This is a genomic window from Actinoplanes sp. DH11 (assembly GCF_020873875.1).
Lineage (GTDB): Bacteria > Actinomycetota > Actinomycetes > Mycobacteriales > Micromonosporaceae > Actinoplanes.
In genome coordinates, this window is the sequence record NZ_JAHWGU010000015.1 from 56,272 (window position 1) to 69,746 (window position 13,475).

Genomic DNA, 13,475 nt, shown 5'->3' on the forward strand with positions numbered 1-13,475 from the left:
GATCATTCGTCATGACTGAGCTGACCGAAACCAGGGGCGGTACCGCTGCGGACCTCACTCGGGAATGGGCCGGCGACCCCCGCTGGACCGGCATCAAGCGCGACTACACCGCGCAGGACGTCGTCAAGCTGCGGGGCACCCTCCAGGAGCGGCACACGCTCGCCGAGCGCGGCGCCGCCCGCCTGTGGGACCTGCTGCACTCCGAGGACTACATCAACGCGCTCGGCGCGCTGAGCGGCGGCCAGGCGACCCAGATGGTGCGCGCCGGCCTCAAGGCCATCTACCTCTCCGGATGGCAGGTCGCGGCGGACGCCAACCTGTCCGGCCACACCTACCCGGACCAGTCGCTCTACCCGGCCAACTCAGTCCCCGCCGTGGTCCGCCGGATCAACAACGCGCTGCTGCGGGCCGACCAGATCGACACCGCGGCCGGCCGGTACGAGCGTGACTGGTTCGCCCCGATCGTCGCCGACGCGGAGGCCGGTTTCGGTGGCCCGCTCAACGCGTTCGAGCTGATGAAGGGCATGATCGCGGCCGGTGCCGCAGGCGTGCACTGGGAGGACCAGCTGGCCAGCGAGAAGAAGTGCGGCCACCTCGGCGGCAAGGTCCTGATCCCGACGCAGCAGCACATCCGGACGCTCAACGCCGCCCGTCTCGCGGCCGACGTCGCCGGCGTGCCGACACTTGTCATCGCCCGCACCGACGCGCTCGCCGCCGACCTGCTCACCACCGACGTGGACGAGCGCGACAAGCCGTTCCTCACCGGCGAGCGGACCGCGGAGGGCTTCTTCCGGGTGCGGCCCGGCGACGACGCGGCGATCTCCCGTGGCGTGGCGTACGCCGACTACGCCGACCTGCTCTGGGTGGAGACCGGCAAGCCGGACCTGGCGTTCGCGAAGAAGTTCGCCGAGGCCGTGCACGCCAAGCACCCCGGCAAGATGCTCGCCTACAACTGCTCGCCGTCGTTCAACTGGAAGCGCAACCTGGACGACGCCGACATCGCCCGGTTCCAGAAGGAGCTCGGCGCGATGGGCTACAAGTTCCAGTTCGTCACGCTGGCTGGCTTCCACGCGCTCAACCACTCGATGTTCGAGCTGGCGCGCGGTTACGCCGAATCCGGCATGACCGCGTACGTGAAGCTCCAGGAAGCCGAGTTCGCGGCCGAGGCCGACGGTTACACCGCGACCAAGCACCAGGCCGAGGTCGGCACCGGTTACTTCGACGCCGTCTCCACCGCGCTGAACCCGGACAGCAGCACCACCGCGCTGTCGGGGTCCACCGAGGCCGAGCAGTTCTGACTCTAAGGAAGATCACATGGGCGCCGAAGAGATCACCATCACCGGTACGGCCGACGGCCGTCACTCCGAGATCCTGACCACCGAGGCCGTCGATTTCATCGTGGCCCTCGACCGCGAGTTCGGCGCCCGCCGGGTGCAGCTGCTGGAGCGCCGCCGGCGCCGCCGGACCACCCGGACCACCGACCTCGACTTCCTGGCCTCCACCCGGCACGTGCGGGACGACCCGTCCTGGCGGGTCGCTCCCGCCGCGCCGGACCTCACCGACCGCCGGGTGGAGATCACCGGGCCGCCGGAGCGCAAGATGACCATCAACGCGCTCAACTCCGGCGCCAAGGTGTGGATGGCCGACTTCGAGGACGCCACGTCGCCGACCTGGGACAACGTGGTCCTCGGTCAGCTCAACCTGCGCGAGGCCCTGGACGGGACGCTGGGCTTCACGGCGGCCGACGGGCGCGTCTATGCCATTCAGGAGCACATCCCGACGATCATGGTCCGGCCGCGCGGCTGGCACCTGCCGGAATGTCACCTCCGGATCGGCGGCCGGGCCGTCTCCGCGTCGCTGTTCGACTTCGGCATGTACCTGTTCCACTGCGGGCAGAAGCAGATCGACCGGGGCAGCGGACCCTACTTCTACCTGCCGAAGCTGGAGTCGCACCTGGAGGCCCGCCTCTGGAACGACGTCTTCGTCTTCGCGCAGGAGTACCTCGGCATCCCGCGCGGCACCATCCGGGCCACCGTGCTGATCGAGACGATCAACGCGGCGTTCGAGATGGAGGAGATCCTGTACGAGCTGCGCGAGCACTCGGCGGGACTCAACGCGGGCCGCTGGGACTACCTCTTCAGCATGATCAAGAACCGGCCGGACGTGGTCCTGCCCGAACGGTCCCAGGTCACCATGACGGCGCCGTTCATGCGGGCGTACACCGAACTGCTGGTCCGCACCTGCCACAAGCGCGGCGCCCACGCGATCGGCGGGATGGCCGCGGTCGTCCCCAGCCGTGACCCGGTCGCCGCGAAACGGGCACTCAACCAGGTCCGCCAGGACAAGCGGCGCGAGGTCGGCGACGGCTTCGACGGCTCCTGGGTGGCGCACCCGGCCCTGGTCGAGACGTGCCGGGACGTGTTCGACCAATGGCTCGGCGACGAACCGCACCAGATCGTGCGCAAACGCGAGGACGTGCGCGTCACCGCGGCCGAACTGCTCGACGTCCGCTCCACCGACGTCACGGTCGGCGAGGTCGCGCTGCGCACCAACGTCAGCGTCGCCCTGCGCTACATCGCGGCGTGGCTCGGCGGTCGCGGTGCGGTCGCCCTCGGCGGGCTCATGGAGGACGCCGCCACCGCCGAGATCTGCCGCGCCCAGCTCTGGCAGTGGATCTCCTCGGGCACCCTCACCGACTACGGCGTGCCGGTCACGGCCGGCCTGGTCACCCGGATGCTCCGCGAGGAACTGGACGTGCTCAGCGAGACCGGCGCCCTGGACGAGGAAGCGGCCCGGTGCTTCGGCCAGGCCCGGACGCTGCTGACCGTCCTGCTCACCGAACGGACCTGCCCGGAGTTCCTCACCCTGCCGGCCTACCTACGGCACCTGTCCGGTGGGCGGAGGACTCCGGTCTCCGATCAGGCTCCTGTCGCGGCCTGATCGGAAACAGGAGGGGCGGGGTGGCTCGAGCCACCCCGCCCCCTTCTTCTTTCAGGCTTTTCAGGCCCGGTCCGTTTTCACGCCTGGTCCGTTCGCGGGCGCAGTCCGCTTTCAGGCCCGGTCCGTTTTCAAGCCCGGTCCTGCCAGGTGCACAGGCACACCTTGTTGCCCTCCGGGTCGGCGAGCACCCAGAAGCTCGGCGCCTCCGCATCACTGACAAGCGTCCCACCGGCGGCGAGCGCCGCATCGATCCGAGGCCGCACCTCGGACGGGTCCACCCACAGATCCGGGTGCCAGCGCTGCCGCGGCTCCTCGCCACCGGACCGCTGGAACCAGACCGTCGGCAGCACCCCGTCCGGATCCTTGATGTCGTCCGCACCCGCCTCGCCACCGAACACGGCCTGCCAGAACGGCAGCACCTTCGCATGGTCCGGGCTGTCCAGAGCAAACTCGAGCCGCGCGATCCCGGCACCCTTCAGCGCCACCCCAGCCTGCCCGGCAAGATCAGCGATCGTACGGGCCATCCGCACATCCCGCCCCGTCACCCCACCCACGTCGTGGCTGACCAGCCGCACATCCACATAGGTGAACCGCAGATCCAGATCAGGATGATGGTCCGCAGCCTCAGCCGCCGCCCCGATCGCCGCGACGAGCGCCAGCCCTTTCGCGAAGTCCCCGGTCATCAGCCGCGTCCGCAACGACCCCAGCAGATAGACCCACCCTTCCGGCGCCTGCTCAACGATCTCCCGTGCACTCAGCTTCGTCATCCCCTCATGCTCGCGCACACCCCTCCCACACACACCCCTTCCCGCCCTCCCCGTGCCCACCCACCGCCCCACCTCCGCCCGGGTTGCCACCGCCCTGGTCGGCCCGCCCGCCGATCCGGTCGGTACTGCTGGTGCTCGACCGTCCGGCTTTCCGCCGCTCGAGGCCGTCAAAGGATCCGGTTCGGTGGCCGGCGCCGGGGTTGCGCTTCCGGCGGTCCAAAAGCCGCCGCACGACTCTGAGCCCAAGCCAGTGACAGCCCAGCCGGTCCGGCTGTCGCTGGTGGCTGCCCGATCGCGTTGGCGGCGACCGTGGCTGCCCAGCCGGTCCGGCTGTCGCTGGTGGCTGCCCAGCCCGGTTCGGCTGTCACTGGTGGTTGCTGGATCGGGTTTGTGGCGACCGTGGGTGACAGCCCGGCGGGTCCGGCTGTCGCTGGTGGCTGCTCGATCGCGTTTGCGGCGACCGTGGGTGACAGCTGGCGGGTTCGGCTGTCGCTGGTGGTTGCCCAGCCCGGTTCGGCTGTCACTGGTGGTTGCTGGATCGGGTTTGTGGCGACCGTGGGTGATGGCCCGGCGGGTCCGGCTGTCGCTGGTGGCTGCTCGATCGCGTTTGCGGCGACCGTGGGTGACAGCTGGCGGGGTCCAGCTGTCACTGGCGGTTGCCGGGGTGGGGTTGCGGCGACCGTGGGTGACAGCTGGCGGGTTCGGCTGTCGCTGGTGGCTGTCGGGATGGGTTCTTGGCAGCCGTGGGTGACAGCCCGGCGGGTCCGGCTGTCGCTGGTGGCTGTCGGGATCGGGTTTGCGGCGACCGTGGGTGACAGCCGGCAGATGGGACCGACCGCGGCAGACGGACCGCGCCCTCAGAGATCCAGCAGCTCGACCCGCACGCTCGTCGTGTCGCCGACGGACAACGACTCGGCCTTGCGGATCGCGGCTTTCACCGGCAGCACGTACGCCGACCGCCCGCTGTCCGGGAACACCGACGTCGTCCACGTGCTCGTGCCCACGGTGGCCCGCACCCGCAGCGACCCGAAGCCGCGCCGGACGCCGCCGGCCATCTCGCGGATGTGGGCCGACGTCTCCACGGGCAGGCTCACCAACGTCCAGGTCTCGGCCGGTCGCGCCGCCCACACCCACAACTCTGCCTCGAACTCCACCAGCACCCGCGCAGCATCCCACAGGGGTACGACAACCAACGGCATAAAAATATTTAACATTGTTTACTGTTACCCGGAATTCATTTACGTTGGTGAGCACGCTCCCCGATCACCCCCAAGCAAGGAGCTCGTGTATGAAGCGCAGGTTCACCCTCCCCGCACTGACCGTCGCGGCGGTCACCGGATCGATGTTCGTGGCCGTCTCCCCGGCGTCCGCGCACGGCTACATCTCGTCGCCGCCCAGCCGGCAGGCCAACTGCGCGAGCGGCGCGGTCTCCGGGTGCGGCGACATCGTGTACGAACCGCAGAGCGTCGAGCAGCCCAAGGGTTCGACGCAGTGCAACGGTGGCGGCAGCCGTTTCACTGTGCTGAACGACAACAGCAAGAACTGGCCGGCGGCGAGTGTCGGCAGCAGCGTCACCTTCAACTGGGTGATCACCGCGCGGCACCGGACGTCGACGTGGGAGTACTTCATCGGCAACCGGCTGGTGGCGTCCTTCAACGACAACGGTGCGCAGCCCGGCGCCACCAAGACGCACACGGTGAACTTCTCCGGGTACTCGGGCCGGCAGACGGTCCTGGCCCGGTGGAACGTCGCCGACACGGTCAACGCGTTCTACTCCTGCGTGGACGTGAACTTCGGCGGCGCCACGAACCCGACGCCGACCACGCCGGGCCCGACGCCCACCACGCCCGCCCCCACCACACCGGCGCCGACCACGCCGACGCCGCCGCCCGCGACGACCAACCCCGGGTCGACGACGTGGGCGGCCGGTACGGCGTACAAGGCAGGTGACCGGGTGACCTATGCCGGTCGCAGCTACCAGTGCCGGCAGGCGCACACCGCGATCAGCGGGTGGGAACCGCCGTACGTCGCGGCGCTGTGGACCGCCGTCTAGGAGTGCCGGCAGTGCGGCGAGCAGCGGGAGGACTCCTCCTGCTGCTCGTCCTGCTGCTGAGCGGGTGCGGCGGTGACACGGAGGTCGCCGCGCACAACGACACCGATGTGATGTTCCTGCAGATGGCCCTGGAGCAGATCGGCGAGGGCGAGCAGGTGGCGGCGGTCGCCGAGAAGAGTGCGGTAAACCCCGAGATCCGTACCCTCGCCGCCGAGCTGCGTGGCCAGTGGCAGGTCGAGTCGGCTCGGATGCGCGACTGGCTGGCCGCCTGGAAGCAGCCGGTGACCGCGCCGTCGGCGTCCGAGCTGCACGCCGGGCACGGTGCGCTGCACGCGCTGCAGGACGGCGACATCGCGGGCCTGCGTGCGGCCAAGGGCACCGACTTCGACCGGATCGCCGTGGCGTTGCTGCTGGGGAACCTGCACAACACGATGGAGACCTTGCGGATGGAGGCGACCGGTGGCGCGTACCCGGAGGTGAAGAATCTGGCCCAATCGATGAGCACCACCCGGCAGGGGCAGATCCAGCGCCTTCTGGCGCTGGCCGCGGGCTGAAAACGCATTGACCAGCATCGGTACGGTGTCGGTATGCCCGAGTTGATCGCCCCCGACACCCGGCTGCACGCGGCCTGGCTCCGGTCCCGCGACGAGTGGGGCCGGGGCGTGCACCAGCCCGGTTCGGGTCTGCGTGCCGGTGACGACGTGGACTCGCCCGCCGGTTTCGCCGCGTGGGTGCGGCGGCTGCGCACGGAGGAGGACACTTCGGTGCGGCCGGCCGAGGGGCTGGTGCACTGCACGTACCGGTGGCTCGTCGAGGGGGACCGGGTGCTCGGCACGATCTCGCTGCGGCACGAGCTGAACGATTTCCTGTTCCGGGCGGGCGGCCACATCGGGTACGGCGTACGCCCCTCCGCCCGCCGCCGCGGCCTAGCCTCGTGGGCGCTCGGCGAGATGCTGGGCGTGGCCCGCGGGCTCGGCCTGGAGCGGGTGATGATCAGTTGTGACGTCACGAACGCGGTGTCGGCGCGGCTGATCGAACGGCACGGCGGTGTTTTCGACGACGTCCGGGACAGCGAGATCGGCACCGTGAAGCGCTACTGGATCGCCCTCTGACCGGAGCCTTCTTCACCGCGACGGTCCACATTGCCAGGTAATTCACAGCCCGTTAACAGTGTGTACCCCTTGGCTGCACAGGGTATTTGCGGAATCTTTTTCTGGTCTCCATGATCGTGCCCCGGTGGCGACCGCCTCCCGCAGGCGGCCGCCCGGCAGGTGATCACGTCCCGGGCAGGCCAGGAAAGGAGTCACCGTGGTGAGTGACCGACCGATCTTCGTCGTCGGCTGTCCCCGTTCCGGCACGACGATGCTGCAGCTCATGCTGCACGCCCATCCGCGGATCGCGTTGCCGCCGGAGACCCGGTTCCTGCTCGCCGGATACAGCCGGCGCGCCGAGTTCGGCGACCTGACCGATCCTGCCGCCCGCCGCGCCCTGGGGGAGTGGATCACCGGTACCCACCAGTTCGGCGACCTGGGCCTGGACCCCGGCGCGGTGGTGGAGGCGATCGTGGCCGGCCCGCCGACGCTCGGCTCGGCGTTCGGCACGGTCTTCAAGATGTACGCCGACCGGTTCGGCAAACCCCGCTGGGGTGACAAACGGCCGCTCTACCTGCGGCACCTGCCGACGATCCTGCGGCTCTTCCCGGACGCCCAGATCATCAACATCATGCGCGACGGCCGGGACTGCGTCTCCTCCCTGAAGGAGACCCCGTGGAAGCCGGCCGAGTTCGACACCCTCGTCGACTACTGGACGTACTCGGCGGACGCGTCGCTGCTGGCCGCCCGCCGGTACCCGGCGGACGTCTACCACATGGTCCGCTACGAGGACCTGGTCGCCGACCCGGAGCCGCACCTGCGCGCGATCTGCGCGTTCCTCGACGAGGACTTCGACCCGGCGATGACCCGGCCCCACCGGATCGCCTCGGTGGCGGTGCCGGAGTACAAGACGTGGCACACGATGACCCATCAGGAGCCGACGACCGAGCGCGTCGCGCGGTGGCGCAGCCGGCTCACCGAGGAGGAGGTGCGCCGCTGCGAGACCGCGTTCGGTGACCGGCTCGCGAAGTTCGGCTACCGGCCGTCCCTGCCGGTGCCTCGCAGCGCCCGGATGCGTGCCGACGCCAAGCTGATCGCCCGGCACCGGCTGGGCCCGGCCCGCAGCGCCGCGCGGGAGCTGTGGACGCAGGTCCGCACGGGTCAGGGCGCCGAACCGCCGGTGGCGGCCCGCCTGACCACCCGGCAACGCACCGGCTGACCCCGGCGGCGGAAGGCGGGCGGGGGATCAGCCGAGCAGGCGGCGCTCCCAGGCCCAGGCCGCGATCTCGACCCGGTTCCGGGTGCCGAGTTTCGCGTGCACGCTGCCCAGGTGCGTCTTCACCGTCCCCACCGAGATGAACAGCTCGGTCGCGATCTCCGCGTTGGTCGCGCCGCGCGCGGTCAGCCGCACCACGTCCAGCTCCCGCGGCGACAGACCGCCGTCCTCCGCCGGCTGCGCGGGGGTGGCGAGGTGCTTGAGCAGGCGTACGGTCACCGACGGGCTGATCAGGGCATCCCCGGAGACGGCCGCCCGCACCGCCTCGACGAGCAGCGCCGGGCCGGAGTCCTTGAGCAGGAAGCCGGCCGCGCCGTTGCGCAGTGCCGCGTGCACGTACTCGTCGAGGTCGAACGTGGTGACCACGACGACCTTGACCGGGTCGGCCACGTCCGGCCCGGCGAGCAGTTTGAGCGCCTGGAGCCCGTCCATCTTCGGCATCCGGATGTCGAGCAGCGCCACGTCGGGCCGCAGCCGCCGGGCCGCGGCGACCGCCTCCACGCCGTCGGCGGCCTCACCGACCACCTCCATGTCCGGCTGCGCGCCGATGATCATGCCGAAGCCGGTGCGGACCATGGCCTGGTCGTCGGCGATGAGAACGCGAATCAACGTGACACCTCGGTGGAAGCAGCGATGAGCGGGTGGGCGGGCGAGCGGGTCAGGAGAGCGGCAGGGCCACGTCGACCACCCAGCCGCCGTCGACCCCCGGGCCGGCGGAGAACTGGCCGCCGACGGCCCGGACCCGTTCGGTCAGTCCGGCAAGACCGTACCCCGGCCGGTCGCGGGGCCCGGCCGGACGGGGCGGCGGCCCGTCGTTCGCGATCCGGACCAGCAGCTGGGTGTCGGTGCGTCGCAGCCAGACGTCGACGACGGAGGACTGCCGGGCGTGCTGGCGGACGTTGGTGAGCGCCTCCATCACCACCCGGTAGGCCGAGGTGGACACCTCCACCGGCAGCCCGGCGCCGTCGTCGCCGCCGGTGTCGAGCCGGGCGGGCAGCCCACCGGCGGCGGTGAACTGCTCGACGAGCGCGGGCAGGTCGCCCACGCCGGCGACCGGGGCGAGCGGCGCGTCCGGCCGGGATTCGGGGTCGCGCAGCACGCCGACCATCCGCCGCATCGACGCCATCGTCTCGGCGCCGGCGTTCTCGATCTGTTCGAGGGCCAGCAGCACCCGTTTCGGGTCCTGCTCGGCGATGAACCGGGCGCCCTGTGCCTGCACCACGATGCCGGTGACGTGGTGGGCGATGAAGTCGTGCAGGTCGCGGGCGAACTCGGCGCGCTGCTCCGCGCGTACCGTGTCCAAAGCTCGCCGCCGCGCGTTCTCCATGTTCCGCAGGGTGACGCCGGCGCCGATGGCGCCGGCCACGCCGAGCGCCTGGACCAGGCCGAACGTGACGTAGATGGCGGAGCCGCCGGCGCGCAGCGGCATCGCCGCGACCGCCAGCCCGACGAAGAGCAGCGACCCGACCGCCCAGGCGGGCCGGGCGTTGCGGGCCACCACGGCGGCCACCACGAGGAACGCGGCCGACTCGGCGAGGCCCCACAGGCTGCCGTAGTAGTCGTGGGTCATGGCGAGCAGCGCGGTGATCGTCAGCGAGATCGTGGAGACGACGATCGCGGCGACCGGCAGCGTGCGCGAACCGGGCTTGTGCCGGGGCAGCCAGACGGCGGCGACGGCCATCGGGGTCGCGATCAGGGCCAGGGCGAACGGGCTGCTGCCGAGACCACCGCCGATGTCGATGATGCCGAGCAGCGCCAGGACGCCGAGGGCGGCGACCTGGCCGGCACGAATGAGGATGCGGTTCATCGTGACCCAGCGTAATCGGTCGGTGCGGCCGCCCCATCGGCCGAAAGGCAGACCCCGCCCCGGCCGGAAGCCGGTCCGGCGGCCGATGTGAGCGCCGGACGTCTCGATCAAGCTCTGTTCGTCCGTTCCCAGCGTTCTTGGAGCTCCTATGCAGACGCAGTCCTCACCCGTGGCCGGGCCGGACGCCCGTGCGGCGGTCGCGGCCGTCGACCTGGTCAAGGTCTACGGTTCCGGTGACACCGCGGTCCGCGCCCTCGACGGCGTGACAGTCGGGTTCGACCGTGGCCGGTTCACCGCGATCATGGGACCGTCCGGCTCCGGCAAGTCGACCCTGATGCACTGCCTGGCCGGCCTGGACACCGCGACCTCGGGCCGGGTGCTGCTCGGCGGCACCGACCTGACGAGCCAGCCGGACCGGGTGCTGACCAAGGCCCGCCGGGAGCGGATCGGCTTCGTCTTCCAGTCGTTCAACCTGCTGCCGCAGCTCACCGCGGCCGCCAACATCACCCTGCCGCTGGACCTGGCGGGCCGGCGCCCGGACCCGGCGCTGTACGACCGGTTGATCACCGCGCTCGGCCTCGGCGGCCGGCTCACCCACCTGCCCAGCGAGCTCTCCGGCGGCCAGCAGCAGCGGGTCGCCCTGGCACGGGCGCTGGTGTCCCGGCCGGAGGTGGTCTTCGCCGACGAGCCGACCGGCAACCTGGACTCCCGGTCCGGCGCCGAGGTGCTGCGCCTGCTGCGGGACTCGGTGCGCGACCTGGGCCAGACCATCGTCATGGTCACCCACGATCCGGGGGCGGCGGCGTACGCGGACCGGGTGGTGCTGCTCGCCGACGGCCGGCCGGCCGGCGAGATCCACGAGCCGAACGCGGCCACCGTGACCGAGGCCCTGCACCAGCTGGCGGCGATCCGATGAACCCGGTGCTGCGTACCCAGCTCGCCGGCGTCACCCGGCGCCCGGCCCGGATGCTGCTCACCGGCCTGGCCGTGCTCGTCGCGTCGTTCGTCGTCTACGCGACGGTGCTCGCCCAGCAGATCACCGAGCGCAGCGTGCTCAACGGGCTGAGCGGCACCCCCGAAGCCGTCGACCTGGTGGTCCGGGACGGCGTGCTCACCGCCGGGCAGCTGGGGCGGATCAGCGGGCTGACCGGCGTCGCCGAGACGGCCGGCCGCACCGAGGCCGGCCTCGGGGTGAACGGTGACTACCTGGCGGTGCTCGCCGATCCCGGCTCCGGCCCGCTGAGCGTGGTCACCCTGAGTCAGGGGAGGTACCCGGACGGGCCCGGCCAGATCGCGGTGTCGCCGCGCACGGCCGAGCGGTTCGGCCTCGGCGTGGGCGCGACGGTCCCGGCCGAGGCGGGGGAGGGCCGCACGGTGCGCCTCCAGGTGGTCGGCGTGGTCACCCCACGCGACGATTTCGGGGCACAGGCGTACGCGGGAACGACCACCGTGACCACCCTGGCCGGCTCCGGCGTGCTGAACCAGATCGACGTCCGCCTCGACGGCGGCGCCGACGCGGGCGCGGTGCGCGACGAGATCGCCGCCCTGACCGCCGGTCGCGTCCCGGCCGGCGAGACGGCGCCTGAGGTGTCCACCGGGGCCGACGTCCGGCTGGCCGAGGCCCGTGCGGCGGCCGCCGAGGTGACCCAGGTGTTCGCCGTGGTCGGCGCGTTCGTGCTGGTCGCCGTGATCGCGGCCGGCCTGATCGCGACGTCCACGTTCCGGATCGTCTTCGCCCAGCGGATGCGGCAGCTGGCCCTGCTGCGCGCGGTCGGCGCCGGCCGGGGCGCGCTGGCCCGGGCGCTGATCGCCGAGGGAGTCCTGACCGGTCTGGTCGCCGGGGTCGCGGGGGTGCTCGGCGCACTGCTGGCCGGGCACGCCCTCCCGCCCCTGCTGTCGCTGTTCGGCTGGAAGGTCGCCGCGCCCGGCTACCCGGTCGCGGCCGCTCTCGGCACCGTCGCGCTGGCCGTGCTGATCACCGTCGTCGCGGTCGGCGCCCCGGCCGTCTCCGCCGCGCGGGTGGCGCCGCTGGAGGCGTTGCGCAGTGCCGCGACGACCGGTGCGCGGCGTGGCATCGGCGGTCTGCGCTGGGCCAGCGGACTGCTTCTTGCCCTGCTCGCGGCGGGGGTGGCCGGTGTGGTCGTGCTGAACCTGCCCGGTTCGGACCCGACGGAGTACGACCCGATGCCGCTGCTGCTGGCCACCGTCGGCTCCGGCGGCCTGGCCTTCCTGGCGCTGATCACGCTCGGCCCGGCCCTGGTCCGCCCGGTGCTCGCGGTCACCGGCTGGCCGCTGCGCCGGCTCGGACCGGTCGGCCGGCTCGCGGTCGGCGGGATCGGCGGCAGCACCCGGCGGGCCGCGGCGGTGGCCGTGGTGGTGGCACTCGGCGTCACGATGATCGCCGGGGTCCTGGTCGGTGGCGCCTCGGTGCGCACCCTCAGTGAGCAGGAGCTGGCGGCCTCGGCGCCGGCCGACTACGAGCTCGCCGCGGCGGAGGGCGCGGCGCTGCCGGCCTCGGCGGTGGACCAGGCCCGCAGCAGCACGGACCTGAGCCGGGTCACGCCGTACCGGCGGGTGGGCGCGGTGCGGGTCGGTGCGCTGGAGGATGTCGCCGCGACCGACCTGGCAATCACCGCGCTGCCCCGGCTGGCCGGGCTGGGCAGCACCTCGGGCACGGTCGGTGACCTGCGGCCGGGCACGGTGCTGCTGGCCCGGTACGTCGCGGACCAGGCCGGTCTGGGCACCGGGGACACGGCGGTGGTCTCGGCCGGTGGGCGTGCGGTGTCGCTGCGGGTGGTCGCGGTGCTCTCCGACATGGCGCCGCTGCACACCGGCCTGGTGGTGGACCCGGCCGATCTGACCGCCCTGGGGGCGCCGGCCGCGGCGACCGGGCTGCTCGCCGACGCGGCCCGCGACGGTGAGGACGGGCGCACCGCGGGGCTGCGGGCGCTGCGGCAGGTCACCGCCGGCCAGGAGGGTCTCGGCATCGCGGTGCTCGCCGACCAGCGCGACCAGCTGAACACGGCGCTCACCGTGCTGCTGGCGGTCGCCCTGCTGCTGATCGGGCTCACCGTGCTGATCGCGGTGGTGGGCGTGGGGGCGACGACCGCGCTCTCGGTGGTGGAACGGGTCCGGGAGTCCGGCCTGCTCCGGGCGATCGGGATGTCGCGCGGCGGGCTGCGGGCGATGCTCACGGCCGAGTCGGCCCTGTACGGCGTGATCGGTGCGACGCTCGGGCTGGCGCTGGGTGTCCCGTACGCCTGGCTCGCTCTCCAGGCGACCGGGGTGAACGCGCCGCTGACCCTGCCGGTGTGGCAGCTGGCCGCGGTGTTCGCCGCGCTGGTGGCGCTGACCGCGCTCGCCGGTGTGCTGCCGGCGCGCCGGGCCGCGCGGGTGAGCCCGGTGACGGCGCTGAGCACCGACTGAGCTCCGGCTGAGCGGCCCGGAAGCCCTGCCGGACGGCTGTCACGCGGGCCCCGGCGACGGCGGCCCGCGTCACCGGGCGCTCACAGATAACGATCTTTCGATCCGGGCGCCCGGT

The 13,475-nt window shown here is 72.2% G+C and carries 12 protein-coding genes; 8 read left to right on the forward strand and 4 right to left on the reverse strand.

Features of this window, described 5'->3' with window-relative positions:
* Window positions 1–20 precede the first annotated feature (20 nt).
* On the forward strand, window positions 21–1,298 hold the full coding sequence (aceA, locus tag LPA41_RS22210; RefSeq protein ID WP_374238198.1) for an isocitrate lyase: 1,278 nt from the start codon (window positions 21–23) through the stop codon (window positions 1,296–1,298).
* Window positions 1,299–1,314: 16 nt separating this feature from the next.
* Window positions 1,315–2,940: a malate synthase A gene (gene aceB / locus LPA41_RS22215; RefSeq protein ID WP_229072617.1), complete on the forward strand. Its 1,626-nt coding sequence runs from the start codon at window positions 1,315–1,317 to the stop codon at window positions 2,938–2,940.
* A gap of 128 nt (window positions 2,941–3,068) precedes the next feature.
* On the opposite strand, the gene LPA41_RS22220 is transcribed toward aceB, so the two are convergent.
* On the reverse strand, window positions 3,069–3,707 hold the full coding sequence (locus LPA41_RS22220; RefSeq protein ID WP_229072619.1) for a VOC family protein: 639 nt from the start codon (window positions 3,705–3,707) through the stop codon (window positions 3,069–3,071).
* 857 nt (window positions 3,708–4,564) lie between these two features.
* Entirely contained in the window at window positions 4,565–4,867 is a 303-nt protein-coding gene (locus LPA41_RS22225; RefSeq protein WP_229072802.1) for a DUF1905 domain-containing protein, read from the reverse strand.
* A gap of 128 nt (window positions 4,868–4,995) precedes the next feature.
* Between LPA41_RS22225 and LPA41_RS22230 the strand changes: the two genes are divergently transcribed.
* The 4 genes from LPA41_RS22230 to LPA41_RS22245 all read left to right on the forward strand — a co-directional run bounded on the left by LPA41_RS22230 (window position 4,996) and on the right by LPA41_RS22245 (window position 8,070).
* Window positions 4,996–5,760: a lytic polysaccharide monooxygenase gene (locus LPA41_RS22230; protein WP_229072620.1), complete on the forward strand. Its 765-nt coding sequence runs from the start codon at window positions 4,996–4,998 to the stop codon at window positions 5,758–5,760.
* Between the two features lie 11 nt (window positions 5,761–5,771).
* A complete protein-coding gene (locus LPA41_RS22235) occupies window positions 5,772–6,314 on the forward strand; it encodes a DUF305 domain-containing protein (protein WP_229072621.1) in 543 nt (180 codons plus the stop codon).
* Window positions 6,315–6,347: 33 nt separating this feature from the next.
* Complete coding sequence (locus tag LPA41_RS22240) at window positions 6,348–6,872, forward strand: GNAT family N-acetyltransferase (RefSeq protein ID WP_229072622.1); 525 nt, start codon at window positions 6,348–6,350, stop codon at window positions 6,870–6,872.
* Window positions 6,873–7,071: 199 nt separating this feature from the next.
* Window positions 7,072–8,070 (forward strand): sulfotransferase, encoded by a 999-nt coding sequence (locus LPA41_RS22245; protein WP_229072624.1) that lies wholly within the window; start codon window positions 7,072–7,074, stop codon window positions 8,068–8,070.
* 27 nt (window positions 8,071–8,097) lie between these two features.
* On the opposite strand, the gene LPA41_RS22250 is transcribed toward LPA41_RS22245, so the two are convergent.
* Together LPA41_RS22250 and LPA41_RS22255 are read right to left on the reverse strand one after the other, a co-directional pair.
* Window positions 8,098–8,736, reverse strand: a complete 639-nt coding sequence (locus LPA41_RS22250; RefSeq protein ID WP_229072626.1) for a response regulator transcription factor — start codon at window positions 8,734–8,736, stop codon at window positions 8,098–8,100.
* Window positions 8,737–8,785: 49 nt separating this feature from the next.
* Complete coding sequence (locus LPA41_RS22255; protein WP_229072628.1) at window positions 8,786–9,934, reverse strand: sensor histidine kinase; 1,149 nt, start codon at window positions 9,932–9,934, stop codon at window positions 8,786–8,788.
* A 148-nt stretch (window positions 9,935–10,082) separates the two neighbouring features.
* Between LPA41_RS22255 and LPA41_RS22260 the strand changes: the two genes are divergently transcribed.
* Together LPA41_RS22260 and LPA41_RS22265 are read left to right on the forward strand one after the other, a co-directional pair.
* Window positions 10,083–10,850: an ABC transporter ATP-binding protein gene (locus LPA41_RS22260; protein ID WP_229072629.1), complete on the forward strand. Its 768-nt coding sequence runs from the start codon at window positions 10,083–10,085 to the stop codon at window positions 10,848–10,850.
* A complete protein-coding gene (locus LPA41_RS22265) occupies window positions 10,847–13,360 on the forward strand; it encodes an FtsX-like permease family protein (protein WP_229072630.1) in 2,514 nt (837 codons plus the stop codon). Before LPA41_RS22260 ends, LPA41_RS22265 begins: the two co-directional genes overlap by 4 nt.
* The last annotated feature ends 115 nt before the right edge of the window (window positions 13,361–13,475 follow it).